Origin of the sequence: Marinoscillum luteum (assembly GCF_044005705.1) — a bacterium.
In the GTDB taxonomy this organism is placed as follows: Bacteria; Bacteroidota; Bacteroidia; order Cytophagales; family Cyclobacteriaceae; genus Marinoscillum; species Marinoscillum luteum.
Map to the genome: position 1 here is coordinate 294,090 of NZ_JBIPKE010000012.1, position 26,063 is coordinate 320,152.

The following is a 26,063-nucleotide window of genomic DNA, read 5'->3' on the forward strand; positions in this document are numbered from 1 at the left end:
AAAAAAGGTCTTACTATTGAAAACTCGTTGAGTGAGGGGATTTGATCGTCAGAAATGGGTTATTCAAAGGGAGATCATTGCCATTAGTCGTAAGACAGTACTTTATCCAAACCCATCTTTCGACCGTCATTTGATATGATATATTTTCATATAACGAATTGGTGATATGAAGGTTCTTTTATCCGATCCCTGGCTTATTGTTATCTTTGCAGGGAACAATAACCCAAAACCCCAAGTTTGTATTGTATGAAACAGATTTATGGACATTACACTGACGAGGACTTCCAGGTATGGAAGATTTTATACGAGCGTCAGATCAAGAACCTTCCGGAGGCGGCTTGTGACGCCCACATGGAAGGTTTGGAAAAAGTAATTTTCGTGCCTTCAGAAATACCCCATTTTGACGGTACCAATGAAATTTTGGAAAAGCTCACTGGTTGGAGACTCGCTGTAGTACCGGGTATCGTCCCTGATTACACCTTCTTTGAACTGATGTCTAACAGACGGTTTCCGGCCACCACATGGCTCAGGAAGATGGAAGAGCTGGATTATTTGGAGGAGCCTGATATGTTTCATGACGTCTTTGCCCATGTTCCATTGCTTACTAATCAGGCCTTTGTGGACTTCTTGCAGGAGCTGAGTAAGATTGGTCTTGGCTATGTAGGAAATGACTATGCCATCGAAATCCTCTCCAGAATCTATTGGTTTACAGTGGAGTTTGGTTTGATTCAGGAGCAGCAGGGATTGAGGATTTATGGTGCGGGCATATTGTCCTCAGCAGGGGAGACTAAATTTTGCCTGTCGGACAAGCCTCCGAAGCATGATTTTGATGTGCGGACTATCGCACAGACAGATTACAGGAAGGATGTGTTTCAGGAACAATATTTTGTAATCAAATCCTTTGAGCAATTGTACCAGAGTCTACCGGAGATCAAAGAAGTTTTGGCTGAAATGGTGGAGAAAAGAAAGGAAGAAAGTGTGCTTGCTTAGCATTTAGGATATAAATTTGTTTTCATAAAAGACCGTCTCAATTGATCATGAAAATCTTTTGGGACGGTTTCTTTTTGTTCATAGCATGAAAGTAGCCATTGTAAAATACAACGCTGGAAACATCCAGTCCTTGACTTTTGCCCTGAACCGGCTGGGGACTACTCCGGTGCTGTCTGATGACCCGGAAATACTCCTGACTGCCGATAAGGTAATATTCCCTGGGCAGGGAGAGGCCAGTTCGGCCATGAGGAGCCTGAGGGCAGCCGGGTTGGATCAGGTACTCAGACAGCTCAAGCAACCCTTTTTGGGTGTATGTCTGGGGATGCAGCTCATGTGTACTTCCTCTGAAGAGAATGATACACAAGGATTAGGTATAATACCCGAGAAGGTTCTTCGTTTCGCGGATCCTTCGGTGAAGGTGCCTCATATGGGTTGGAATGACATTACCGACTTGAAGTCACCTTTGACGCAGGGGATAGATGAGCATAGTTATCTCTATTTTGTGCACAGTTATTACGTGCCACTGAGTGAGTATACCATTGCTACCTGTGCTTATCCACAGCCTTTTAGCGCTGCACTTCATAAAGATAATTATTATGCCATTCAGCCACACCCCGAAAAGAGCGCTGATGCCGGTATGAAACTATTGGATAACTTTTTGAAACTATAAGGATGGAAATTATTCCGGCTATTGACATCATTGACGGGCAGTGTGTCCGCCTTACCAAAGGGGATTATGATCAGGTCACCAGATATTCGGATGATCCGGCACAGGTAGCCCGCGATTTTGAACTGGCGGGAATTTCCAGACTTCATGTGGTGGACCTGGATGGAGCCAAAGCCCGGCATGTGGTGAATATTGATACCCTTAGAAACATCACTTCGGCCACTGGGCTTTCCGTCGATTTTGGCGGGGGAGTGAAGACCAGGGAAGATCTGGAACTGGTGCTGGCGGCAGGTGCGAAGCAGGTGACTGCCGGAAGCATTGCGGTGAGTGATAAGGAGGAAGTCAAAAAGTGGATTGAAGAATTTGGCCCTGATAAAATTATTCTTGGAGCGGATGTTCTGGATGGAAAGGTAATGGTTTCGGGCTGGCAGGAATCCTCAGGAGAGGAGCTGATGGACTTTCTGAACTATTATGTGCAGTTGGGTATTCAATATGTCATCTGTACCGATATCAGCAAAGATGGAGTCTTGGCCGGGCCGTCGTTTGAGCTGTATGAAGCCATACAACTGCGATTCCCAACGCTTCACCTGATTGCCAGTGGGGGTGTTTCCGGAAAGGATGACCTCATAAGATTGAAAAGACAAGGCCTCTATGGTGCTATTGTAGGGAAGGCTTTTTATGAAGGAAGATTAACTTTGGAAGAATTGACAACCATCTGATGCTCACAAAAAGAATCATACCTTGCCTCGATATAAAGGACGGACGCACCGTCAAAGGCGTGAACTTTGTAGACCTGAGGGATGCGGGTGACCCTGTGGAACTGGCAGAAAGATATACACGTGAGGGTGCCGATGAGTTGGTGTTTTTGGATATTTCTGCCACTTTGGAGAAGCGAAAGACGCTCTTGGAGCTGGTGCGAAAGGTGGCTGAAGCCATTCATATTCCTTTCACCGTAGGAGGTGGGATCAGTTCCGTTGCAGATGTGCGGGCGTTGCTCAATGAAGGTGCTGATAAGATATCCATCAACTCATCAGCGGTGAGGAACCCAGACCTGATAGATGAACTGGCCGCCGAGTTTGGTAGCCAGTGCATTGTAGTGGCCATAGATAGTCGCAATGTGGATGGCACTGATTGGGTACATACCCATGGAGGCACCCGGCCTACTGAGCTGGAGACGATCGCCTGGGCAAAGGAAGTGGCCAGAAGGGGAGCCGGGGAGCTACTACTGACTTCCATGGATCATGACGGTACCAAAGCCGGTTTTGCTGTGGATCTGACCCAGAGGGTGAGCCAGGCGGTGAACATCCCAGTGATTGCTTCCGGCGGAGGGGGGGACGAGTCCCATTTTGTGGAGATCTTTGGAGCAGGGGAGGCCGATGCTGCTTTGGCGGCCAGCATTTTTCACTATCAGGAAGTGGAAATCATGCATTTGAAGGACGAATTGATTAAAAATAACCTACCAATAAGAAAGTAATGGCATTGGATTTTCAAAAAGGAGACGGACTCATTCCGGCAGTGATTCAGGATGATCAGACGGGCAAAGTACTGATGCTTGGGTACATGAATGAAGAGGCGCTCGCACAAACCAGACAAACCGGACAGGTGACTTTTTTCAGCAGATCCAAAGGACGGTTATGGGTGAAAGGAGAAACTTCCGGAAATTTTCTGGAGGTAAGGGAAATCCTGGAAGACTGTGACGGAGACACACTGCTGATTAAGGCACTCCCCAAAGGACCAGTCTGCCACACGGGGAGCGACACTTGCTTCGATGAAGTGAACAGTAATCCAATCACTTTTCTTAATCACTTACGTGACATTATAGAAGACCGGAAGAAAAACCCTTCGGATAAGTCATACACTGCCAGCCTGTTCAAAGAAGGGATCAATAAAGTAGCGCAGAAAGTTGGAGAAGAAGCAGTAGAAGTTGTGATTGAAGCTAAGGATGATAATGCGGAGCTTTTTCTGAATGAATCAGCAGATTTGCTCTTTCATCTGATGGCTTTACTTTCGTATAAGGATTTTTCCTTAGACGATGTGGTGAAAATACTGAAAACAAGGCATCAGGCTTCGTGATTGCTTAATTTTTTCATAGATTAAGGTCAATCAAGCCGACCTGTAATGAAAAAATACGATGTTGTGATCATTGGTGCTGGCCCTGCAGGCTATGCAGCCGCCATGCGCGCAGTAGATTTCAAGAAGAAAGTAGCCCTCATAGAAAAAAAACAATTAGGTGGTGCAGGTATACACCACGGAGCCCTCTGGAGTAAAACATGGTGGGAGCTCAGCAGAGAAGCCTTTTCTCTGCGTAAACACGGCGAAGCCCTCAATACTGGTGGTGTACAGTTTAATTTTAAAAAGCTGAAGTCTGAAGTGCAGAAAGCTGTGCAGGAGCGCATGGATCAGCTGGAGCACCACATGCACAATATCAATGTATCGATAGAGGAAGGACTCTTTGAGTACATCCAGGGCAATGCCAAAGTGAAAGATCCTAACACAGTCGAAATTCAAAATTTTGAGGAGACCACTCAAATATCCGCAGACTATATCATTGTTGCTACTGGCAGCCGCCCGAGGTTATTACCCGAAATTCCCATTGACGAGGAGTGTATTTTTACCAGCGATGGTCTGGATAAGTTAGAGGAGTTTCCGAAAAGCATGGTGATCGTTGGGGCCGGGGTGATTGGTTGCGAGTTTGCAACCATCTTCTCCAATTTTGGCCATACCAAGGTGCACTTGATTGATAAAGGTGACCGGATACTGCCTTTCGAAGATGAAGATGTGGTGAAGGTAATTGAGAAAAATCTGGAGGCCAAGAATGTGCTGATTCACAGGAACTCCAGATTGATAGATATGCGTAAAGAAGGTCAGATGGTGGCCTATACCCTGGAGTATACAGATGGCTCCAAGGAGGTCTTTCGTGTGGAGAAAGCTTTGGTCTCCGTAGGCAGAGTGCCCCGATATGAGAACCTCTTTGAAAGTAATATGGACATCAAAATAGATGGCCGAGGGATTATAGATGATCTCACTCAGACGAGCATTCCAAATATCTATGCAGTAGGGGACATCACAGCGGATATTTCACTTGTAAATGTAGGAGAGCTGGAAGGAAGGTTTGCCATAGAGCGAATTTTCGGCAAACCGGAGCGGCCGCTGATTTATGAAAACATTTCTACCATTATGTTCCTGTCACCGGAAGTAGCAGGAGTGGGTATGAATGAAATTCAGGCTCAAAATAGTGGGTTGGGTTATAAGGTGGTGAGCATAGATTACTCCTGCATCCCCAGGGCCATTGCCATGCGTAACACCCAGGGCTTTATCAAAATCATGGTGACGGACGATGAGCATCAGAAAATTCTCGGGATGCGTGTGGTTGGTGAGCATGCTTCCAGCGCTATACAGGCGGTAGCATTACTGATTTCCATGGATCGGGGCATACGTGAGCTTGCCGAATTGATTCACCCTCACCCGTCGATCATAGAGGGCATTCAGGAATGTGGTCGTATGCTACTTGGGAAGTCTATGCTGAAGCCTGCGGTATTGAGACATGCCATGGTCTGCAAGACTTATGAAAAAGGTAAGTACAAGGATTTGATTGTTGTTTAAGAGGCTCCTCCCTTATTATTTCCAGGTAATCTCCTCAGGGAGTGTAAATGTCGCTTCCTCTATTTGCGGATTTTCAGTGAATGAAACGGCCGTCTGTTCATAGGACAGACCAGGTAGTTTTTTGATGACTTTCAAGGGGATGCCCTGCCATACCCAAAGATGAGAAACCGGCCCCTTGTCAAACGCCCATTTGTTGCATGGTTTTCCGAGTAAGGTATCCGTACCCACTTTACTTCCGCCTCTGCTCACCATGATGGCCTCAAACGCCTGAGCATTTGATTTGTAGGTCATCAGACCACTCCACCGTTCGTCTTTGGCTTTTTCGCCCGAGCCTGAGGTGAGGTTAATTTTGTAGATATAATCTCCATCTGTCAGTTCTTTTCTATCCTCAGTACTCACTGTGCTATAGCGATTGATTTGAATCGTGCGGTGTTCCAGGGCTCTCCATCCATTTCTGTCAAAGTATAGCGTGGCTGTGCCTGTGGCTCCACCACTGACAGTATAGGAGATGATGCCACTTTGAACAGGATATTTGGCAGGAGTTTTTTTGTTGATGCTTTCAGAGTTGCCGGGCAGTTGTGACCAGCAGACCATTGGGATGATAAATATCACGTACATGAGGGCTTTCATGACTAAGGGCGTTGGTTGCAGTAAAGGTGGGAAGATTTATTAAAAAAGAAAACCCTGGAAATTTAATCTCCAGGGTTCCAACCAGCTATAGACAAGATCCTGTATAACAGGAGTTGTTTCGTGAATTATAATATTGCTAAGTTGCAGCTTTTTTATGTCGAAATTCTGCCAAAAAGCTTTACGAGACTGCCAAATTGCCGTTTGATGGTGCTTTTAAAGGGCTCAAACGCTGTTTGTTAACTTATGAGTAGAAAGCCGCTACTTCATTCAGCGGTTTCCTTTTGAGGTCTGGTACATAGGCATCTGAGTCAGGATAACCCACAGGTAGCAGTAGAAAAGGGCGTTCATTGGCAGGTCTTTGCAGTACCTGTGTGAGAAAGTTCATGGGTGAAGGGGTATGGGTAAGGGTGACAAGCCCGGCTTGATGGATAGCAGTGATGAGCATTCCACAGGCGATGCCCACAGATTCATTGACATAATAGTAGTTGGATTTCTCTCCATCTACCTCCGCATAAGCTTTCTTAAATACAACGATGAGCCACGGGGCTTTTTCAAGAAAGGGCTTGTGCCAGTCTGTACCTATGGGCTCCAGGTCTTTCAGCCACCGCTCACTCATTCTGCCGTTGTAGCTTTCATACTCTTCGCGTTCTGCGGCTTTTCTGATTTCTGACTTCAGTTCGGGATTGGACACCACACAGAATGTCCACGGTTGCTTGTGGGCACCGGAAGGCGCAGTGGAGGCAGTCATAATGATGTGCTCGATCAGCTCCTGAGGGACGGGTTTGTTACTAATGTCCCTGACGCTCCTTCTAAGCTCCATGTATTGGTGAAATTCTTCTGCCCGCCGGAGCATTTCAGGTTCTTGCAGGCTGATGCTATGGTATTTGAGATGGGTATAGCCGTTTATTACTTTCGTTTCCATTTGGGGGTGTTTATAGGTTCTTAATTACTTCTTTGAATAGCGCCACCAGGTGTTTTTCAGCTTTCTGAGCGGTGCTAATGATGTCGTTGATGTCCACCGGATGAAGGTTGTCAGGATCACATTCATCTGTAAGCACTGATACGGCACTCACCGGAAGGCCCAGTTGATTGGCGGCAATCACCTCTGGTACGGTGGACATGCCCACCACATCAGCTCCAATATTTCTCAGGTATCGATACTCAGCCCTCGTTTCCAGATGCGGCCCTGATACTGCGACGTAGACCCCCTCATGAAGCGGGATGTTTTCTTTCGTGGCCAGATTCTTCATGAGCTTGTTCATTTCTGCATCATACGGTGTACTGAGGTCCGTAAAGATAGGGCCAAAATCAGCGGCCTGTTTCCCTCGCAGTGGGTTGTCGGGCTGCAGGTTGATGTGATCATCAATGAGCATGAGCTCGCCTTTTTTCCAGGAGAGGTTCATGCAGCCTGCTGCATTACTCACCAAAAGTTTCTGAATGCCGAGGAATTTCATCACACGAACCGGAAAAACCACTTCTATCATGCTGTATCCTTCATAGTAGTGGAACCTGCCGCTCATGGCGATCACCCATTTGCCTTCGAGCTTACCGTAGATCAGCTTTCCTTTATGAAACTCCACTGTGGCAATGGGGAAGTGCGGAATTTCGTCATAACCGATTTCTTTGATGACCTCTATGTGTGCGGTGAGTGCTCCGAGTCCGGTACCCAGGATGATCCCCAATTCCGGATGATCAAATCCATTTTCGCGAAGGAAAGCAACCGTTTCTTTTACTTTTTCAATCATTTACTTGACAAGGTTATAGCTTTTAAGTGGCCCATTGTTTTGAACCACCCAGAGCATTTGGGTTTCATTGACGTGCTGAATACTCATCTTACGAATATCGCCCGTCCAGTTCAGGAATTGAAAGTTGTTTGCATCAAATGTCAGAGCCCTTTCAGTACCCCACAAAATAAGCCCTCCTCCGGCATCATATGGTCCCTGTTCTACTTCCGAATAGCTCATATTACCACCAAGGAGCAGGTCTTTGACCTGATCCCCATTGAGGTCCAGAAAGACCATGTCGTAAATGGGAAAAGATTGTGCGATCGTGGGGAAGGCAGAGAAGATCATGGAGTCTTCCCTAAGGGTGAAGTATCCAGACCTTAGTTCATAGAGGTTATAAGTTGTGGCCTGTGCCAGCTGATCAGAGGAGAAAATATCTTCTAACCGGGCTTCTGCGTAGGTCTGGTTGTTGATGAACTTCTTTTTGAGATGGGGTAATACCCCGGTGATCGTTTCCTTCCTTGGGAGTGGCCATCTTTCACCATTCAGGTAATGAGTGATGATTGTTTCCTTCTGACCATTCTGATCAAAATCAGATTGATAGGCGGTGATGGGCTCCGATGAAGAAACTTCGAAAAGGTGGTTGAGCCCAAGATTTCCGGCCACGAGTTCATTTTTCCCATCGCCATCAAGATCCACCACGACCAGCGAATTCCATAATCCGTGTGATTTCGACAGTCCCATTTTTTCTGTTACGTTTTCAAAGGACTTGCCTGATTGGTTTTTGAGGATGGTTATGGGGATCCATTCTCCAGCCAGGATCAGGTCATCGTATCCATCTTCATTGTAATCCCACCAGAGGGCATCATTGACGATCCCCTCCACAGCAGGTAGCAGGGTACTTCGGACCAGTTGACCGTTTTTGTTTTCGAGAAGTATTGAAGGTTCACTGCTCGGGTATTGCCCAGGCAACGCACCACCCCCAATGAAGAGGTCAGGATCTCCGTCCTGATCAAAATCGGAAACCTTTACCACGGTGCCGGAGTGAGATATTTTGGGTAAGGTGCCTTTTTGAAAACGGCCTTTACCATCATTTAGGTATAAACGGTCCTGGTAGGTTGGATTGCCTTTGGGGAATGAGCTTCCTCCGGAAACCACGTACAGATCAAGATCTCCATCCAGGTCCAGATCCACCAGCGCTGCCCCCAGGTCTTCAGGTTCCAGATCCAGGGTCAAAGTTTTTTCTTCTATTCTCTGGAATGCTCCATCCTTTTTTTGAAGCAATATGGCTCCTGATTGGCCACTTCCGCCTCCCACGAAAACATCCTCCAGTTCATCCCCATTGAGGTCTCCAAGTGTCATATATGGCCCTTTGCGGGATTGTGGTTTGAATAGAAGCGGCTCTTGTTTGAAGTCGTTAAAAGTGCCGTCTTGATGGGTGAAAAGTGTTGTTTCAGATTCCTCAAAGAGCTTTTTGACTGATGTCTGAGGTATTTCTTTTGGTTGATACCCGATCTCCAGGGTTTGGTCAAGGGCAAAATCGGTTACGGTCTGAACGGTTTGATCTGGCCAGATGACTTCAATGGATTTCACTTTCGGTTCGGAGGATAGTCCAAAGTGTGCGACGGGCTCACTGCTGGAGAGATAACCCCTTGAGGATTGCAGAATGATCGTTTGCCGCACTTCGTCATATCGGAATATAACCTGAGCGCCCAGTCCAAAAGGATTGCCTTCAGGGCCATGCAATTTCACTCTTAGGAAGTGACTGCCAGGCTGTTGTTGGATGCTATTATTTTGGTAGATAGAAGCTGGCAGGTCCATATTATTGACCACCAAATCCAGATCTCCATCATTGTCCAGGTCCCCATAGGCCGCACCATGGCTAAAGGTGGCTTCCGAAAGTCCGGCTTGCTGAGCGATATTCGTAAATGTAAAATCGTGATTATTGAGGTAAAGGTAATTGGGGAGGGGAGTGGATGGAATCAGGTCTATCCAGTCGAGTACGGTTTCTCTGTTGAAAACATCGACGCCTTGTTGCCTGGCGCGCTGTATGGAGTCAGAATTGAAATCAATAAAGTCTTTGTTGGACATGTCACGCTTGATACCATTGGTAATGAAGAGGTCCTGATGACCGTCCAGGTTGAGGTCTGCAAAGAGTGCCGACCAACTCCAGTCTGTTTTTTCGATGCCCGAGAGACAACCAATTTCAGAGAATGCGTTGGGGCCAGTTTTAAGTTGTAAGACATTGCGCATGAGCTGTTTTCCGTAACCCATATCTGCTAGTCTTTCATATCGATTTTGGGTCATATTGGTGGCGAATATTTTCTGTCGCTCGTTGGTAGCAGCCAGCATGTCTAGCACGATGAGGTCCAGCTCTCCATCATTGTTCATGTCCCCAAGGTCTGAGCCCATGCTATTTTGACTCATATGATCAAAGCCTGAATATGATGGTGTAAAGGTCTGATCTCCGTTGTTGAGGAAGACTACATCCGGTTCTATGAAATCATTGGCCACAAACAGGTCGAGCCACCCGTCATCATTGAAATCAGCCGCCAGGGCACTGAGGCCGAATCCATGGTAGGCGAGGCCTGATTGTAAGGTGATGTCTTCAAAGTGCCCCTGGTTGTTTACATAGAGGTGATAGGATTGCTCTTTGCTTTCGGGAGTTGTGATGCGTCGGGAGTCTCCATTTTCATTAGATACCCGCATCTGTATGGCCTTGTCGAAATCAGCAGGGTGATTCACCAGGAAGAGATCCAGATCACCATCTCTGTCCATGTCAAAAAATACGCTTTGTGTACTGTAGGCCTTATCCTGAAGGCCAAGATTTTTACCTTGCTCAGTGAAGGTCAGGTCTTTGTTATTGATAAAAACCAGGTTGTTTCGAATGTTTTCATTGGGGTGCGCGTCCCTGCATACATATATATCCAGCCAACCATCTCCATTGATATCGACCATGGAAATACCTGTTTTGTAACCCTGTGCAGCTTTGGTTCCCGAACTGAGCGTAATGTCTTCAAATTTGAAGTTTCCTTTATTCAGGTAAAGCTTGTTGGCATTGGCATTTCCGGAGAAGTAGAGGTCAGCCAAACCATCATTGTTGATGTCACCAATGGCGACGCCTCCTCCGTTGTAGATATATTTCCAGGTGAACAGGTTAAAGTCTTTACGCTCGTTGAGGTCATTGATGAAATCCACTCCTGATTCGGCGGGACTTACTTTCGTAAAGAGGGTTTGCCTGGGGTCTTCCTGATTCGTACATCCAGAAAGGGCAATGACGAGTGTTACGACACAGAAGGCTCGTGTTTTGGTTGAGTTCATAGTCACCGGATTTGGGGTGAAAATTAAAGACTTTTTATAGCAAAGAAGGAAATCTGTTTTTAAATTGACCGACCAAATCAATCATTCCTACAAAACATGAAAAGGATTTTTCTGCTACTTACCATTTTTGGCTCTTTTGGGCTTTCTGCTCAGAAACTGATCACCTCTACACCCTTTGAGTTATTCGGAAATCATTTGTTTATTTCTCTGAGTGTGGATGACTCTGAGCCGGTGGATTTCATTTTTGATACGGGAGATGGACTGGCTGTGATTGATATCGATTTGGCCAAGAAGTTGAATCTAAAAACGGATCATCAAAAGTCCAAAACCAGTGCTCAGGGGACCATCAGCGGGGCACTGATTGCCCACAATAAGGTAGAGATAGGCGATGTGAAGGTGAATGATATTGAGCTCTACACCACCAATTTGCGTCATTTGGAACGTACGATCGGTAGAAACATCGATGGAATTATAGGCTATGACCTCCTTAAGAATTATGTGGTTGAGTTGAATTATGATGAGATGGTCATGAACCTGTATCAGCCAGAGGGATTTGCTTATCAGGGAGAGGGAGAAGCCTTCAAGTTTAAACTGGTGAATTATATCCCGACGATAGAGGCCAGTGTAACATTGAATAATGGAGAGTCATACAAGGATTACTTTTTCATCAATACCGGAGCCGGTACCAGCATGGATTTCAACACTTTTTTTGCGACCAAGCACGACGTGATTTCTAAGACCGGAAATCACTATTCGTATCCTGTGGCGGGTCTGGCAGATCAGGAGACCATGCACTACGAAGGGCGAGTAAAGAAATTTAGCGTTGGTAGTTTTGAGTTTGATGAAATGCCAGTGGGCATTAGTCAGGCCAAGCATGGCATCCAGCATAATAAAAAGGTGGCGGGCATTTTGGGCAACAATCTGCTTCAGCGTTTTAATATCACATTTAATTACAGCACCAGCACCGCCTATTTTGAAGCCAATGACTTCAATAAGCAGCCATTTTTAGTAAATGCAAGCGGGCTGAACCTTCAGTATGGAGAGGATCTCCAGAAGTTGCTGGTTCACCGGGTGTTTGAAGGGAGTCCGGCAGAAGCTGCAGGGATAAAAGAAAATGCTGAGATTATCTCGATTAACGGCACGGATATCAGCACTTATACGCTTCCAGAGATCAGGAAGATGCTCAAGGACATAGACAATAAAACAGTCACTTTGGAATATCTCCAGGAGGGGGTCACCTCAAAAGCATCGCTCAATCTTGAGCCGCTGCTTTAGAAAGTATAGATTTTAACTAAACCGAATCAAGGGCCTGCAAAATGATATTGCAGGCTTTTTTTATTTCATCAAAAGTGATGATAAGCGGAGGGGCTATTCTCATAGAATTGTCACAAAACAAGAACCAGTCCGTGACTACCCCCAATTCGATGGCCTTGTCTATAACCGGCTTCAGAAGTTCAAATGACTCCAGTTCTACGGCCATCATAAGTCCCTTGTTTCTGATGTTGATGATCTTGGGGTGCACCAGTAGCGACCTGAAATAGTCGGCCTTAGCCTCCACTTCGGCCAGTAGATTTTCACTCATTATGGTCTCAATGGTAGCCAAAGAGGCAGCAGCACTTACCGGGTGTCCTCCGAAAGTGGTGATGTGCCCCAGGATGGGATTGTCTTTGAGTACATCCATGATTTCCTTGCTACTGATGAAGGCACCGATGGGCATACCTCCGCCCATACCCTTGGCGCTGACGAGGATATCCGGTACTATGTTGTAATGTTCAAAAGCCCAGAATTTGCCCGTACGGCCAAAACCAACCTGAATTTCGTCGAGAATCAATAGGGCGCCTACCTCGGTACATCTAGCCCTCAGCGCTGCGAAGTACTCAGGAGAGGCTATGCGTACTCCCGCTTCACCCTGCACAGTCTCTACGAGCACGGCAGCAGTCTGATGATCTATCAGGTCCAGCGCTGGCAAGCTGTTGAACGGCATATGCAGGTGACCGGGAATCAGCGGACGGTAGTTTTGCTTGAAAAACTCATTGCCTCCAGCGGACAAGGCTCCTTGTGACGACCCGTGATAAGCATCTTTGCAGGAAATGATGTGAGGCCTCCCGGTGAATCGCTTGGCTAGCTTCATGGCGCCCTCTATGGCCTCACTGCCGGAGTTTACCAGATAGACTGATGTCAATGGTGCCGGGAGTGTTCGGACAAGGGCCTCAGCAAGTTTGACCTGCGGGGTCTGTACATACTCACCGTAGACCATCAGGTGCATGTATTTGTCTATCTGGTCCTTGGCAGCTTTCACCACGTGGGGGTGGCAGTGCCCTACGTTGCTCACACCTATGCCGGAGATCAGATCAATGTAGGCTTTGCCTTCGGGACTGTACATGTAAATGCCTTCGGCTCTTTCTATTTCTACGAGCAGTGGGAAATCCGTGGTTTGGGCCAGATGGCTAAGGAAGAGCTGTCGGTTGCTTATCATGCCGCAAAGGTAACAAAGGATTCAAAGCGCAGTATCGGAAGATATCTTTACCTCACTTTGGCGGGAGTATAACCACCGTTTTTTTCTCTGCGATGGACACTGCGCCATCCGTAGAGAGACATTGGATAAGGGCGCGATAAACTCCTGTTTCGTCGGAGGATTTCACGGTCCAATCATTCTGTTTACCAGCTGTATTGATGAGTTCGTGTCTGAAATCTGGTAGATCTGAAGCCGGGCTTTTTTGCGAGTGCAGAAAACCCGTCACTTCTATTTTTTGATCAATAATATTTTTGATTAACGCATCGGGTGCATCATCCTGAAGCTGAATGCCGAGTATACCTCCATGCACACCTAATCCCTCAAAAACACCAAGGTGCTCTTTGCTGCTGATCACTTTAATTTCATCAATGTAGATGGGCGGAATGGTCCAGATCATATCATCATTGGCCACCTGATGATCGTTAATGATAATGGTCGGTTTATAATCGAAAGTTTCACCTGAAACAGGATCATTGATTCTGAGCTCCTTCTCACCCTTAACAGACCGGATACCTATGCCCACCAGAATGTCTACCACCACCTCATGAAACGACTTCAGGATGACATAGTCAGTCATGTCATATACCCGATCGGATGTCAGTTGGTCGTATAAGCTTGGCCGGTTGAGCAGGGTTTCCGACTGGTATTGGGCCATTACCCGTTTCAGTCCGACTGCCTTGTTGATCAGTGAGTCTGTAGCTGACTCTTCGATGTATTCAATCTCCGGGAGGTCAATAATCAGGTTTTCAAACTTCACCTGCGTCTGAATGGGCCCTCCTGTAGAGTCCTTTACTCCATAAGTAAAGGTTTGCTGGTCGTAGAAATCCGTCAATGGCAGGTTGAACCGGCCGTCCATAATTTCAAGCGAATAGCTCATTTTGTTTTTCCATTGATGGAAATGAATCCATGAACCTTCTGGCAAAACGGTTTCGGTTTCGCCTCTGAGATCTATTCCCAATTCAGGGGGTGTGGTCATTGAAAAGGGCTTAGATCCCGAAAGGATGTTGTTCCACTTCTGATTGAACCAAGAAGTGGAATAAATCAGCAGATCGTCGATACTTAAGGTACCTGCCATGGCAGATACTCGGGCACTGATCGGGGCAAAGGCATAGTGCAGGGCCATGTCCGTGAGTAAATAAGTGTTGGAGCTGAACGCGTCAGGTATGCTCATGGAGAAAGTGGATGCAGTACCGGAGGCGGACGGAAACTCGAACGAAATTTGGGTATCAGTTTTCACCGTATCAGGCCCTGAAAGGGCCATTGTTTTTGGCAGGGTGTGGAAGGGACGGATCGCCAGCACATTCCATTGATCATCCAGGAGTGCGGCAGTATGAAAATGTCCTTGAAGCGCTGAGGAGGGTAATACAAAGGTAGCTGTGCCCTGGTCGTTGAAGGTGACCGGAAGGATAGACTGGAGGCGATTGCCAGACTCCAAAACCATCGACAGGAACTGGTTTGATGCCTCCGTGGTGAGGACATTGACGAAATACCGACTGCCAACTTTAGATACCTTGAACGTGGCTCCTGATCGCTCAATATCCATTGCCTGTCGGTGAGTTTTTCCCGACAATGTGGATACCTGAATGAAGTAGTCCTCTTTTCGGTCAGGAGTAAAAAAAGTCACTCCAAAGCCCTCATTGAATAGAAACTCGGAGATCACCTTTCCTGATTTGCTCATAACTTTACCGCTTGTGGCATCTGCCTGAGGCGCTGAGATAAGAACCTTTTGATTGTGTCCGGGGATCAGTTTACCACCTTCGGGATACACTGAAAAAGTCCTTTTGGCTTGTATGTTGGTAAACTTTTGGGTGGTTCCGGGATCCCAGATATTCTTAATATAGACAGGAGTGATGGCCCTCAGGTCTTCCTCAAAGTTTTGCATGTAAGCTGAATGAGCCACCAGAAAATAGCTTCCCGTGGGAGTGGTGTGAGGAATGTACCAGGATCCATAAAAAGTACCTGCCTGATTCTTGAAGTTCAGCGTCCTCAACGCGTGGCCTGTCGTATCTACCAGCGAAACCTTCATCACCTGGCTGATAGCATCTGTGGGCCTGAAAAACAGATCGGTAACCATCCCCGAAACTCTCAAGGTATCTCCCGTGAAAACTACACGGGAACCAACATGGAGAACGGGCGTTTCAATTGGATGATTTTCAATGAATCGCATGAATTTTCCCTCCAGATCCTCACTGATTGACTGAGCTTTTGCCTCACTCAGCACCAGCATCAGCAGTATGAAAATTAGATTTTTCATCATTCTGCAATAGTTGAGATGGGAAATGGAAATGGACTTGAATTTAACTTCTTGATTCATCATTTGACTCGATCCATTATATAAAAAAGCTCATATTCACGCATTTCAACATCTTCTGCAGAAAAATAACCCAATACAACTTCATTGGTGTTGGGCACGAAAAGATTCCCTTCAAACTCAGCGGGCAGTGCATCGAAAATGGTACCGGTATTTCTCTGCTGAGTGAGTATCTGATCCCAGTAGGTGTATGCTCTTTCGGATAGGGTGGATTGGATAACCCTCAAGGTGTAAGTATATTGCTTGGCAGGTGTGGTGTCATTAACAAGGGTGAGTGAATCCAGGATTTCCTGTTGGTTTTCGGGTGTGAGGGTTCCAATATAATCGTCTTCTTCCAGGTCTTCTACCTGAATGGCAAAATCCAGAGCCTCTGAGTAGGTATCGTTTTGATTAGGAAACCAGAGCACATCAAAGCCGGAGATTCCAGCGGCGTTGAGCTCAGATCCGGACATCAGATTGAACTGGGAGCCGGTCACTTCATGATAATCCACATAAGTGTAGGGGTGCTCCCAATCTCCTTCGTATTTCCATTTCAAGAAAGTGGTTTCTGGAATGGACCGCACGAATGAGGCAGTCACGTCATGTCCATATCTGATTTCAGCTTCGTTATTAGCCGTGAATACGGTTCGTTCCGCGTAAGTTGCGGTGAGGTCAAAGGGTAGGGCAGGCACCATTGTTTCCGGTCTTGAAAGAATGGTCTTATCACCCACCTGCACGGTAAGCAAGTAAGTTTCTCCTGCCACAGGGTCAAAGTCTTCTGGTGGGTTATAGACATTATTGAGAAGACTCTCAAAGACGTAGTACTGGCCGCTGAAACTCTCTACGATCACGGTGGCGTCAGTGATCGGTGTGAGAATGGTGCTGTCAGAATTATACCCACCCGAATAGCTCACGATCACACGAGATCCATTGGTGGTGACACGCCCATCTATGAGGATGAAGCGGGAATACTCTTTGTCAAACTGATATGGCTCTTCACAGCCGGGAGTGAGGAGGGTGATGGTTAACAAAACCAGGAGGAACGGGAAAGCTTTATGGTTGTTGACTGAGCGACTCATGGTACGAGAATCATTACGTCATCGAGTACGATTTCCTGCCTGATGGCGGTTCCAGCAGAGAAATATCCCAAAACCGGGAGATCCGCCCCATGAATAGATAGATTGCCACTGATGGTGCCGGGTACGGCATCAAAAATACCGCCTGTGTTTTTTAGCTGGGCGTGAATCTGTTGCCAGTACTGATAGGCCCGCTTAGAGAGCGTAGTTTGTGTGACAAAGATGTGGTACTGGAAGTTGGCAACAGGCTCTAGGCCCGCCACGCCTTCAGCGTAAAAATACCGCTGAACGTCCTCCCAAAAGAGCACCGAAAAGGAAGAAGAGCCACTGCTTTTCAAGTCAGCAGAGGACATCACTTTAAACTGGCTGGCTCCTGATTCGCGCATCAGCTGGCCAGTATAGGGATGCGTCCAAAGGACCATGTAATCCCATTTTACGTAAGTATTGTCCGGGATGGTACTGTCAATACGCGCGATGATATCAAGACCATTTATCGTTTTAGTCACCTTAGAGGGGCTAAAAACCTCGCGGGTTACTTCTTCTGCTTCCAGGTGAAAGGAAAACCCTGGATGGATGGTTTCCGGCTCTGAAATAATGCTTTGACCTGCCACCAGTACTTTCAGAGTATACGTTTCATCCACTTTTGGTGAAAACCCCTGAGGGGGTGTATACACATTGGTGTTTGCTATGAAAGTGTAGCTGCCTCCGGCATCATCTTCCAATAAAACCTCAGCCCCAGTGAGGGGTTTCAGGGTAGAATTGTTCGCATCAAACTTCCCTGAATAACTGAGGATTACTTCCGAACCTATATTGGTGACTTTCCCATCCACGATCAGGTATTCGGTGTACTCACTATCAAAATCATAGGGAGACTCACACCCGGCAGAGTGCATCAGTGTAACAATCAAAAAGACCTGTAAAATATGCCGGCTCAAATCAAGGTGTTTTGTAACACGTAATTTAGGATAAACAGGTAAATAAATGTCCTGTTTGGAGAAGAACACCCCTTGATGCGAATTCCACTATCAATGAACCTGAATATTCTATTCTTTGATCACCTTTTGTGTAAACTCCTGACCGTTATAAAACAACTTCATAGTATACACGCCATCTGGCAGCTGTAGATGGTTTATGTTGAGTCTGCCATTTACCATATTCAAATGATAAGAATCGATTTTCTTGCCAGCCAAATTATAGAAAATCAGCTCGGCCTCACCCTCCTGATCGCCTCCGAAAATGAAGGTGATGTCGTCCACAAAAGGATTTGGATAGACTGACCAGGATTTCGGTAGGGACTCATTATTGATGAGAATGGTACTGGAGTACTCATGTGCTCCATCAAAATCCACCTGCTTTAGTCGGTAATAATTATGTCCTGCGAAAGGATTTCTATCCATAAAGTCATACTCCAAAAGCAGGTCGCTGTCTCCGGCACCCTCTACTTTGTGGATGGGCTCAAACTCTCGGGAAGAGGAAGCCCTTTCCAGGATGAAGTAATCATTATTGCTTTCAGTAGCAGTTTTCCATTGGATCAATACATCAGTCTCCAGAACTTGCCCACTGAAGTGAACGAGTGAAACCGGTAGAGGTGAGCCATCACTGCCAGCACCTATCTGACTAAATGAAGTAACCCCGGAGGCAGAGGCAGTGTATGGGTTGGCACCTGCAGCGCTGAGGTTGTCAGCTATGATTCGCCAGTATCCGTCTGAACGATTTTTTGAGATAAACATATCCGCTCTGTTAAAGGAAGCATCCTCCTCTGACGCATTCCATTGTATGGTAATGGTGGTGTTGTAGCCACTGTCGCCCGAGTTGATATCCCATGTCCGGTTGATTTCCAGGTCAGTAACATGAGCGGTACCATAGGTACCTCTACTAAAGGTACCGTCAAATACCCGTACCTGAAAGTCTGCGGTGGCGCCCAGGTTGACCATGGTGAATGGGGTATAGGTGGATGTGCCGACAGGGAAAATGACAGGCCCGGATCCATTGGCTACTTCCAGTTGCAGTGCTCCGCCACCGGTGTTTTGGTTCAGTGTTTGCACATAGCTGGAGCTACTTCCGCCTGCGATCGACCCGCCACTATTGATGGTCAGGTTGTAGTCTCCAAGAGTGATGTTGCCACTGGTCAGGGTTAAAGTGCCTGATAATGTAGTGTTGGCTGTTAGTGTAGGGGACGCACCGTTCACAGTCAGGTTGCCAAAGGTACCTCCGAGCTTTGGAGTACCAGAGGAGAGCAGGATGGAGCCGTCTCCGGTGATTGTTCCATTGTCAATGATATTGCGGGAAATCGATAGGGTTTGCCCTGAGGCCAGGGTCAGGGTCACTCCATCGTTGATATTAATCATATCTGCACTCACACTGGCATCCAGTATGATGTCATGTTTGATGTTCAACACGGCAGTGGATGCATTGGGTACCGCTCCTGATTTCCAGGTTGAGGTACTGTTCCAGTTTCCGCCATTGAGGGTTTTGAAAGGCTCACGCGCAGCAGCCGTCACCCAATCAGTGGCGGCATCCATGCTGGTCAAGGTGCCGGTATTGCTATTGGTAGATTCATCCGGGAGGGTGGTGGAGCCAGTAGCTTCATCAAAACGGTAGTAGGCCACGAGACCCGTTTCTGATCCGGTCAATTCCTCAAACATATTGTTTTGGATTTGAGTAGCCGTTCGGGCGGTATTCCAGATACGAACTTCGTCTATAATTCCGTCAAAAAACCGAGTGGTTGAATACCTCGAATCCTTACCAATGTGCAATGCTGCGGATAGGTTTGAATTAATGGAAGGAACACCTCCTCCAGTTCCTTCAAGAATACCATCAACATAGATTTTGGTGGCTGCACCATCACTTACACAGGCTACATGATGCCAGCCGGTACCCAGAAAATTCGTAGTGGTGGTTACAACCCCCGGAAACCCTGACCCATCCGCCACATAAAAGGTGATGTCTCCTCCTGATCCATCATTTCCAATTAAGAAAACATTGGTTGCTGCGGCATTTACGTCGGAAGTGCTTTGACCCAATATAGAACCAGGGGGCATTGCAGTGGCGTTTACCCAAAACTCTACGGATAGAGCGTTAGTAAACCCTGTATATGGCGACGAGACCATTACATAGTCATCCGTACCATCAAAATCCAAAGCATTGCCCGGACCTACCAGTGCTGGAGCCGAAGCAGTGTCCACAACTGTTGCTGTTGATCCTACCCAGTTGGAGGTAGTAGATGATAGGGCGAAGTTGGTAAGATCCCCGGAGTTGTCATTTCCACTGTGATCTGTAAGGAGATTTATTCCTGTATTGGTACCATCGGCAATACCCTGATCGAATTTGTAGTAAGCGATCAGGTTTGATTCATTCGCCACATCCAGGGATCGGTACATGTTTTGCTGAATTTCTGACTGTGAGCGAGCATCATCCCAAATCCTTAATTCATCGATTTTCCCATTGAACGTAGTTCCATTTCCACCAGTATATTGTGCGCCAACACCCATACTCACACCACTAAAGTCCAAATTTGTAGTTTGGGTCAATTGCGGAACGCCATCCCAATAGGCAGTTGCTACTCCACCAGAATACACTACTGCAAAATGATGCCATGCTCCTGACCAGTCAGATCCAACGTCAACTAACTCCAGCCAGGCCGCTCCTGTCCAAGTAAAAATTCCGAAATCGTCAGTATTGTTTGGATCAATACCGATTGATCCCGCCTGACTAGTCGCTCCAGTTAGTTGACTGTAGATTCTTCTATTGTCAATTACATCATTGGCATAAATCCACATTTCAATGGTTCCGGATGTTAACCCCAAATTGTCAAGATCCACGTAATCATCAGTTCCATCAAAATCCAAAGCATTCCCTGCTCCAGAATCGGAACGTCCTAATGTGAAATAATTTCCATCAACTACCTGAGCTCCATCCACGGTGAATTCGATACTGTTGGCGCTAGGTACTGAGCTAATCACCTCCATGATGGAGAAATCCCCTGATGTCCCGGCTCGGGTGAGCAGGTAATAGGTATAATCAGGATTAGGCGCTGCGCCTAAGTCAAATGAAAAAGTGAGGTTTCCATTGGCGGTACCTACGGCATCATTTTTATCTAAATACCAGGTCTTGTCTATTCTATTAGAGAGCAGGGTTCCAGAGGGGAGGTCTGTGGCTACTTCTGAAAAATTGCCGCCATCATTTCCCCAAATGATCTGATCGCCAGAGTCTTGTAGAAAATCGCCGGCTGTTTGTGTGCTCGTCAAAGTCAACTCGTCTGATGAGGCCGTAAGCGCACCGCCGTTGACAATTAATGATGTGTTTTCAAATGTTGTTCTGGTCGATGTGAGGTAGTTTGAAGACGCTGTAGCGGCATTGAGGTTATCAAAATTGGTCAATGTACCACTGTTTCCGTTTCCGCTAAGATCTGGCAAGCTTGCATTGCCATCCCCGATGCCATCGTTCATTCTGTAGTAGGCGATTAGGTTTGCTTCGTCACCAGTGAGGTTGGTGTACATGGTGGAGATGATTTCCTGTTGACTCAGGGCAACGTTCCAAATCCCCACTTCATCCATTTGCCCATTCAAAAAACCTGTGGTACCATCGGCACCAGCCCCAATACTTAAAGAAGAGGTGGAATTGGAGGAAGTGGGTGTTCCTGAAAGTTTAGAAAACTCTCTGATTAACACCCCATCTATATAGTATTTTGCATTATTCGACCCCAGACTTTGATCATAAGATACCGCCAGATGGTGCCAATCGGTATCATTTGGAAACATGTCCGTCACGCCAGGATCATCAATAATGGCTGGGGCAGATCCGCCCACCACATAGAACCGTAAGTTCCGTTGTTTGCCCTGGCTGGATCGGTCATCATAAAGAATACCTGCTCCGATCTGGGCAGCTGCCAGAGTGGTTGTACTGATTAGATAGGCAAGATTGTCAAAGTTGGGATCTTCCATTTTTATCCAAAAAGAAAGAGTTAGTTGGAAGGCTGAGGCGTTGTTGGCTCCATGCATCCACTTAAAATCAGATTGATTCCCGATGGTCACAAAATCATCCACTCCATCAAAATCCAGTGCATTTCCTACGCCAGTATCTGACCTTCCAATGGTGTAATAGGAGTCATCGTTTATTTGTGAGGCGTTGATGGTAAACACGATACTCGTGCCACTTGGATTGGTGCCGTCTACAGGAACTATTGAAAAATCTCCTGAAGTGCCTGCACGCTCCAAGAGGTAATAAGTGTAGTCTGAATTAGGTGTAGACCCCAAATCAAACGAGAGGGTTACATCTCCACCTGCAGTGCCTACTACATCACTTTTTGCTATGTGCCAGTTTCGATCATATCGTGCTGACACTAATGTGCCAGAGGGAAGGTCACTGGTGACTTCACTGAAGTCACTGTTTTCATGGCCAAAAATGAGGTAGTCATTAAAGTTTTGCAAGAAATCAACATCGGTGATGGTAAGATTGGCGGATGTACCAGGAGATATATCAGAACCCCCGCCATCAAGGATGAGTCCCATATCCGAAAATGCATTCCATTCTGCCACTACCCAATCAGCGCTGGTCATATTATTTAAAGTACCATCGTTGTTATTGACAGTAATATCCGGGAGGGTAAGTCCGCTACCTTGATCAAATCTGTAATAAGCAACCAGGTTGGTTTCATTGCCATTCATGGTTTTATTCATGTTTTGACAGAGCTCTGATTGAGCCCTTACATCATTCCAGATTCTGACCTCATCAATTTTTCCGGCCACAAAATCACCAGTGGCCTGCTTTCCAATAAAGAAGTCGCCTTGTCCGGTTTTCATACTTCCTGCCCAGCTGGTGGAGTTTTCCATAACCCCATTGATGTGCAGATCGATCGAGCCACCATTAAAAATCCCAACAATATGATACCATTCATTTCTGATATCTGTGGTAGACCACCCGGAGGTGTATTGGGTGTCGTTGTCCCGCGTTACCCCAAATCGTATTTTTCCGGTGGCGTCCACTTCAAAGAAGTATTCATTACCAGTACCACCTGTCCCTTTGGCCAGTGGGAAAGCGCTGGTATTTGTAATAAATCCCCAAAACTCAACAGTAAATCCACTCTGATTAAAGTCTAGATCAGCATCATTGGCTATCAGCACGTAGTCCTCAATCCCGTCAAATAATAGTCCGTTGCCAATGACCGGGATGGGCGACGTAGAGTTAGCTCGTCCGAGTGTGGCTGAAATGGCCTGAAAATCAGCAACATCGTTTCCGGTATCTGTTCCGTTTGGTAGGCGGGAGATGGATTCATTAGAAAGGTCTGTAGCATCTCCGCCAACTGACGAACCATCGGGGGCTCCGTCTCCTGTGCCGTCACCGGCGGCATCATCTCCCAGTTCTACCTGATCCACTATGTTACCAGCAGCGTCTTTGAGTGTGATGAGAATGTCATCATTGGTGGCTCCCGTTCCGTCCACATTCCCCAGGATCAAATAATCCCCTTCGGCAGTATTGAGAAAGCTGCTTCCAACTGTATTAGAAATATAATTAGAGACATCAAAGGCACCTGACGAGGTGAGATCTCCGATTACGTCTGTGCCGTCCGTAAGTTCTATGGTCCACCCGGTGAGGTTGATTCCGGATGTTCCGATGTATAATTCTATCCATTGATCCACGTCGGAAACCAGGCCGCCTGCTATGGTGCCGTCAAACCCGTTGGTACTCCAATCCTGCTGGGGGTCCGTGACAATTTCATTGATCAATACCGTACCAGTAGGGGAGTTGGTTCTGCCTGGAGAGGCTATGGTACGTGCGAAATCCAGATCATCATCGCCCGTATCAACGGCGTTGGCGTATCTGGATACGGCTTCATCGTTTGCGGATGCAGCGTTGCCGGTAGGCGCTTCTCCGGCAGCTCCTCCCAGTTGCACGCTGTCCACAGCGGTACCGGTGGCATCTTTTAGGATTATCAGTACATCATTGTTCATAGCGCCGGTGGGGTTGCCCAGGATCAGGTAATCACCCACCTCCGTATCAATGAAGGAGCCGGATCCCGCAGTGATGTAATTGACCGTTGCGAAGACCCCATCTCCGGTAGTGGAAAGAGTTCCTGAGACGTCACTTCCATCCTTCATCTCGAGCGTCCATCGGGTGAGGTTAAGCCCGGCCGAAGCGATGTACAACTCGATGTACTCGTCATTATCCGCACCCGTTCCTCCGGGAGCAGTACCATTAAACCCTATGGAACTCCAGTCCTGCTGAGGGTCCGTTACTACTTCATTGATTTTGACCGTTCCCGACGGAGAGTTGGTCGTGCCCAGTGTTGCCCTGGTTTTCGAAAAGTCATCCTGGTCAATATTCGTGTCTCCTCCGTTAGGAATTCTTGAAATGGATTCGTCAGTTGTGCCTGTGGAGTTGGCATTGAAAAAGGTGCCTTCGGTCGTCGAGGTGGTCACCTGATCGATGATTTTGCCGCTGGCATCTCTCAGGTAAAAACGGGAGGTTCCTGTGGCATTGATGAGCTCTGATCCGATGGGATTACCAAGGATCAGAAAATCCCCGTTTTTGGTGTTTTTGAAGGATCCACCTTGTAGTGATAGGTAATTGGAAATAGTAAATGCTCCGCTTGAAGTGAGGTCACCAATGACCTCCCCTCCATCATCAAACTCAATGGTCCAGCCCGTGAGGTCCAGTCCATCTTCTGCAATGTAAAGCTCTATCCACTCATCATCTGACCCATTGGCGCCGCCCGGAGTGGGGTTATAAAAACTCCCCACGCTCCAGTCCTGTCGGGGAGTTGCCACTATCTCGTTGATCAACACCGCAGGGCTGGCATCCACGGACCCTGCCGCAAAAGAGAAATAAACCCCGCTACTCAGGTCAACTGTGACGCGATAGTAAGTCCCGTCATTTTCCATTTCAAAGATGTCCCGATTGGCGTCATTTGGAAAGGCAGGGTCTGAAGGGTGAATGAGCATGGAGATGGTGCCGGATGCGTGAGCCACCGGAAAAGCAACTTCTACTTCACCCACAGTACCAGTTTCCTGTACCCTCCATGCTCGGGCCATTCTGGAGGAGGTGCCGGAGGTCACGTTGTCCACAGTTTCGGAGAAGGTAAGGCTTCCATTGTCGGACCCCCACACCAGCCAGCTGTCATCGGCGCCCAAAGTAGAAGGGGAATAAATACCCCCATTGGCTATCGTTAAAATCGCGTTTGAGTTGACGCTTTTTGATTTTGGCTGATCCAACGCGGAGTTGTCATCTCTTCCAATACCTGCCAGGTCTGTGTTGTAGGCCGAGTTAGCGGTTCCATCCCAGATGGTGCCTCCGTCTGAGGCGAGATAATTGGTGGGGGAGGTTTGATCCAGCGTGAGACCATATTTGATGGCCAGATAGGATTCTATTTGTTGCCTTTCTGTAGCTGTCGGTGTACTGGTGTACACAATAATTTCGGCGATGTCTCCATCATGGTAAGCGTCAAAACTTGATCCTCCAAAAGCGTCGTTTCTAACCCCAATATCTATAGGAACAGATTGCGTGTCGTACGATCCGGCATCCGTAAAGCCATTGGAATTATTGGACACAGTAAGGCTTGCCCCATTTTGAAAAATATTGATGTTGGTCGGGGCATTTCCAGAACTCAACAGGAGTGTCGACATCAGATAAAAGGTATTATCTTGAATAGTGCCTGTTGGAGCTCCACTTGCGTGTCCACATCCTATATGAAGACCATAGTTTCTGGAAGAACCTCCAGCTGTATAGCCGAGTTGAATGTTTGTGTTGCAATTATTATTGTATCTCTGGTTGACTAAAAATCTTTGGCTAGAACCATTGTCTGTATCGAAGACGATAAAAAACGATGCAGGAGAACTACCAGAACTAAATAATGAAGTTGAGGCAGTTATAAATCTATCCGCACTCCCATCAAAAGCAATGGTTGGATTGAAATTTAAACCATCAGTAACCAATGCTGGACTACCTGAAGCTGTCGCATCAAGCGAGCTGGAACTCTGATCACCCCAAGCTGTAACAGGACTGGTACCAGTCACACCAGCGTCGGCTTTTAGCCAGAGTTTGAGGTTGGAGGAGACGTTGCCAGGAGATTGGGCATAGAGGGTAAAACATAGTACGGTCAGGATGTTTGTGATAAACACCCGAAGGGTAGCGGTCTTCATGTTGGAAAGGTTAGTGGCGGGCTAAAAATATGGTTTTCCTGTGTTGATAACCAGAAAAAAATCAACTATCAATCAGACCATTAACTGTTAAAAATAGGCAAGGAGTGGTG

At 46.9% G+C, this 26,063-nt stretch carries 16 protein-coding genes; 7 read left to right on the top strand and 9 right to left on the bottom strand.

Going from position 1 to position 26,063, the window contains the following annotated elements:
- Window positions 1-246: 246 nt before the first annotated feature.
- From phhA to ACHKAR_RS04730, 6 genes are all read left to right on the top strand, one after another.
- Entirely contained in the window at window positions 247-990 is a 744-nt protein-coding gene (gene phhA, locus ACHKAR_RS04705; RefSeq protein WP_159579010.1) for a phenylalanine 4-monooxygenase, read from the top strand.
- 85 nt (window positions 991-1,075) lie between these two features.
- Window positions 1,076-1,660, top strand: a complete 585-nt coding sequence (gene hisH / locus ACHKAR_RS04710) for an imidazole glycerol phosphate synthase subunit HisH (RefSeq protein ID WP_395416381.1) — start codon at window positions 1,076-1,078, stop codon at window positions 1,658-1,660.
- Window positions 1,661-1,662: 2 nt separating this feature from the next.
- Window positions 1,663-2,376: a 1-(5-phosphoribosyl)-5-[(5-phosphoribosylamino)methylideneamino]imidazole-4-carboxamide isomerase gene (gene hisA, locus ACHKAR_RS04715; RefSeq protein ID WP_395416382.1), complete on the top strand. Its 714-nt coding sequence runs from the start codon at window positions 1,663-1,665 to the stop codon at window positions 2,374-2,376.
- A complete protein-coding gene (hisF, locus tag ACHKAR_RS04720) occupies window positions 2,376-3,131 on the top strand; it encodes an imidazole glycerol phosphate synthase subunit HisF (RefSeq protein WP_395416383.1) in 756 nt (251 codons plus the stop codon). The genes hisA and hisF overlap by 1 nt, the downstream gene beginning before the upstream one ends.
- The gene (gene hisIE, locus ACHKAR_RS04725) at window positions 3,131-3,730 is read left to right on the top strand and encodes a bifunctional phosphoribosyl-AMP cyclohydrolase/phosphoribosyl-ATP diphosphatase HisIE (protein ID WP_159579018.1); all 600 of its coding nucleotides are present in this window, start codon (window positions 3,131-3,133) and stop codon (window positions 3,728-3,730) included. The genes hisF and hisIE overlap by 1 nt, the downstream gene beginning before the upstream one ends.
- 45 nt (window positions 3,731-3,775) lie before the next feature.
- The gene (locus ACHKAR_RS04730; RefSeq protein ID WP_395416384.1) at window positions 3,776-5,260 is read left to right on the top strand and encodes a dihydrolipoyl dehydrogenase family protein; all 1,485 of its coding nucleotides are present in this window, start codon (window positions 3,776-3,778) and stop codon (window positions 5,258-5,260) included.
- A 15-nt stretch (window positions 5,261-5,275) separates the two neighbouring features.
- Here ACHKAR_RS04730 and ACHKAR_RS04735 read toward each other — a convergent pair whose 3' ends face one another.
- The 4 genes from ACHKAR_RS04735 to ACHKAR_RS04750 all read right to left on the bottom strand — a co-directional run bounded on the left by ACHKAR_RS04735 (window position 5,276) and on the right by ACHKAR_RS04750 (window position 10,935).
- Complete coding sequence (locus ACHKAR_RS04735; RefSeq protein ID WP_395416385.1) at window positions 5,276-5,890, bottom strand: LolA-like protein; 615 nt, start codon at window positions 5,888-5,890, stop codon at window positions 5,276-5,278.
- Window positions 5,891-6,131: 241 nt separating this feature from the next.
- Window positions 6,132-6,812, bottom strand: a complete 681-nt coding sequence (locus ACHKAR_RS04740) for a nitroreductase family protein (protein ID WP_395416386.1) — start codon at window positions 6,810-6,812, stop codon at window positions 6,132-6,134.
- A 10-nt stretch (window positions 6,813-6,822) separates the two neighbouring features.
- Window positions 6,823-7,635, bottom strand: coding sequence for a purine-nucleoside phosphorylase (locus ACHKAR_RS04745; RefSeq protein WP_395416387.1), 813 nt, complete (start codon window positions 7,633-7,635; stop codon window positions 6,823-6,825).
- On the bottom strand, window positions 7,636-10,935 hold the full coding sequence (locus ACHKAR_RS04750; RefSeq protein ID WP_395416388.1) for a VCBS repeat-containing protein: 3,300 nt from the start codon (window positions 10,933-10,935) through the stop codon (window positions 7,636-7,638). It abuts the gene before it with no gap.
- A gap of 96 nt (window positions 10,936-11,031) precedes the next feature.
- Between ACHKAR_RS04750 and ACHKAR_RS04755 the strand changes: the two genes are divergently transcribed.
- Window positions 11,032-12,210 (top strand): aspartyl protease family protein, encoded by a 1,179-nt coding sequence (locus ACHKAR_RS04755; RefSeq protein ID WP_395416389.1) that lies wholly within the window; start codon window positions 11,032-11,034, stop codon window positions 12,208-12,210.
- Window positions 12,211-12,226: 16 nt separating this feature from the next.
- Here ACHKAR_RS04755 and ACHKAR_RS04760 read toward each other — a convergent pair whose 3' ends face one another.
- From ACHKAR_RS04760 to ACHKAR_RS04780, 5 genes are all read right to left on the bottom strand, one after another.
- A complete protein-coding gene (locus tag ACHKAR_RS04760; protein WP_395416404.1) occupies window positions 12,227-13,408 on the bottom strand; it encodes an aspartate aminotransferase family protein in 1,182 nt (393 codons plus the stop codon).
- 55 nt (window positions 13,409-13,463) lie between these two features.
- The gene (locus ACHKAR_RS04765) at window positions 13,464-15,707 is read right to left on the bottom strand and encodes a hypothetical protein (RefSeq protein ID WP_395416390.1); all 2,244 of its coding nucleotides are present in this window, start codon (window positions 15,705-15,707) and stop codon (window positions 13,464-13,466) included.
- A 56-nt stretch (window positions 15,708-15,763) separates the two neighbouring features.
- The gene (locus tag ACHKAR_RS04770; RefSeq protein WP_395416391.1) at window positions 15,764-16,819 is read right to left on the bottom strand and encodes a DUF4249 family protein; all 1,056 of its coding nucleotides are present in this window, start codon (window positions 16,817-16,819) and stop codon (window positions 15,764-15,766) included.
- Window positions 16,816-17,751 carry a DUF4249 family protein gene (locus tag ACHKAR_RS04775; protein ID WP_395416392.1) on the bottom strand — a complete coding sequence of 312 codons (936 nt, stop codon included), beginning with the start codon at window positions 17,749-17,751 and terminating at the stop codon, window positions 16,816-16,818. The genes ACHKAR_RS04770 and ACHKAR_RS04775 overlap by 4 nt, the downstream gene beginning before the upstream one ends.
- 108 nt (window positions 17,752-17,859) lie before the next feature.
- Window positions 17,860-25,953 carry a LamG-like jellyroll fold domain-containing protein gene (locus tag ACHKAR_RS04780; RefSeq protein WP_395416393.1) on the bottom strand — a complete coding sequence of 2,698 codons (8,094 nt, stop codon included), beginning with the start codon at window positions 25,951-25,953 and terminating at the stop codon, window positions 17,860-17,862.
- Window positions 25,954-26,063 lie beyond the last annotated feature (110 nt).